Consider the following 1,267-nt stretch of genomic DNA (forward strand, 5'->3'; position numbering starts at 1 on the left):
TTTTTTGAGCCCAACCATGAAATCTTTCCGGAGCTAGTCAATTTCCTGCTGGATTTAAGAGTTATAACGGATGTGATCAAAGTAAATCTACTCGATAATTACCCTCAAAAGGTAAATCTCCTGGATAATTGCCCCCAGCTGACTGCTGGGGTTTTTTTTGTGATCGGCGCTCCACAGTGATGCGATCGCTGATCATCACTGTGCCAAAACCCCCTCGCTTATGAACCTAAGGATACAAGCCCCTGAATTCATTTATGGAAAAAGACTATTTGAATTGGAGCGAAGCGATGTTTCAATGCCTCGAATTAATTCCTGGGGTATTTTTGAATTTTGAATTGATAATTTTGAATTGGAGCGAAGCGAGTGACCATGCGTAATTTTTGTTTGCCAATCGTCAAGTCTGTTATTCTGAGTTTCTTAGGTTTTTTGATCCCATCTACCTATCAACCACCCACTTATGGGAATAATTATGAGCTAAGTAGCACACAACCGACTCTCCAATCAATTGACAACCGAAACTATACTCAAGCTCAAATTGATTATTTTTTAGAAATTGCCTTAGGCTCGGAATACGGCTCCTCCAATCCTACTATCAAAAAATGGGACAAAAATCTGAGGATTAAGGTTATCGGCTTGCCAACCCCTGAAGATTGGCAGACTTTGTCAACCGTTATTGATGAAATAAATACGATTACCCAAGGTTCAATTCAAATAAATTTTGATGATAATAATCCCAATCTCAAGATTTATTTTGTTCCCGAATACGAGTTTCGTCGCTATGAGCCATACTATCGACCGGTCAATTTTGGGTTTGTTCGCACTTGGTGGAATAACCAAGTTATTTATAAGTCAAGAATTATGATTTCTACAACTAGTATTACCCAAAAGGCACGGTCTCACCTAATCCGAGAAGAGCTCACCCAATCTATAGGACTGATGAGGGATTCCTATAAATACAGAAATAGTGTATTTTTCCAAGGCTGGACTGATACGACCGAATATGCTGAGATTGATCAAGCTGTCATAGAAATGCTATATAGACCAGAAATTCGTCCCGGAATGACTAAAGCAGAAGTGATCAATGTTCTCAATAGCCTCCGGTTTGAGAGGTAATTATACTTGTAAGGTGCGTTAATAACGGATGCTGCTGGCGAAATATTGCTTAACAAAAAAATGAGTAAAAGCATTGACGATATGGTAAGAGTTGGGACCTAAAAGGAGAAAGAGAAATGCTTGATGTCAAGCCCATCGGTGCCAGTGTTCCAGA

Annotated in this window: 2 protein-coding genes; both read left to right on the forward strand. The window is 39.5% G+C overall.

Annotated features, from left to right (window positions below; translation table 11 throughout):
* Nucleotides 1-180, forward strand: a 180-nt coding sequence (locus F6K37_RS02645; RefSeq protein WP_287247989.1) for a hypothetical protein, incomplete at its 5' end; no start/stop codon positions are given.
* 189 nt (nucleotides 181-369) lie between these two features.
* The gene (locus F6K37_RS02650; protein ID WP_008184401.1) at nucleotides 370-1,113 is read left to right on the forward strand and encodes a DUF2927 domain-containing protein; all 744 of its coding nucleotides are present in this window, start codon (nucleotides 370-372) and stop codon (nucleotides 1,111-1,113) included.
* Nucleotides 1,114-1,267: the final 154 nt, after the last annotated feature.

The sequence above is a fragment of the Moorena sp. SIO4E2 genome (assembly GCF_010671945.1).
Taxonomy (GTDB): Bacteria; Cyanobacteriota; Cyanobacteriia; order Cyanobacteriales; family Coleofasciculaceae; genus Moorena; species Moorena producens.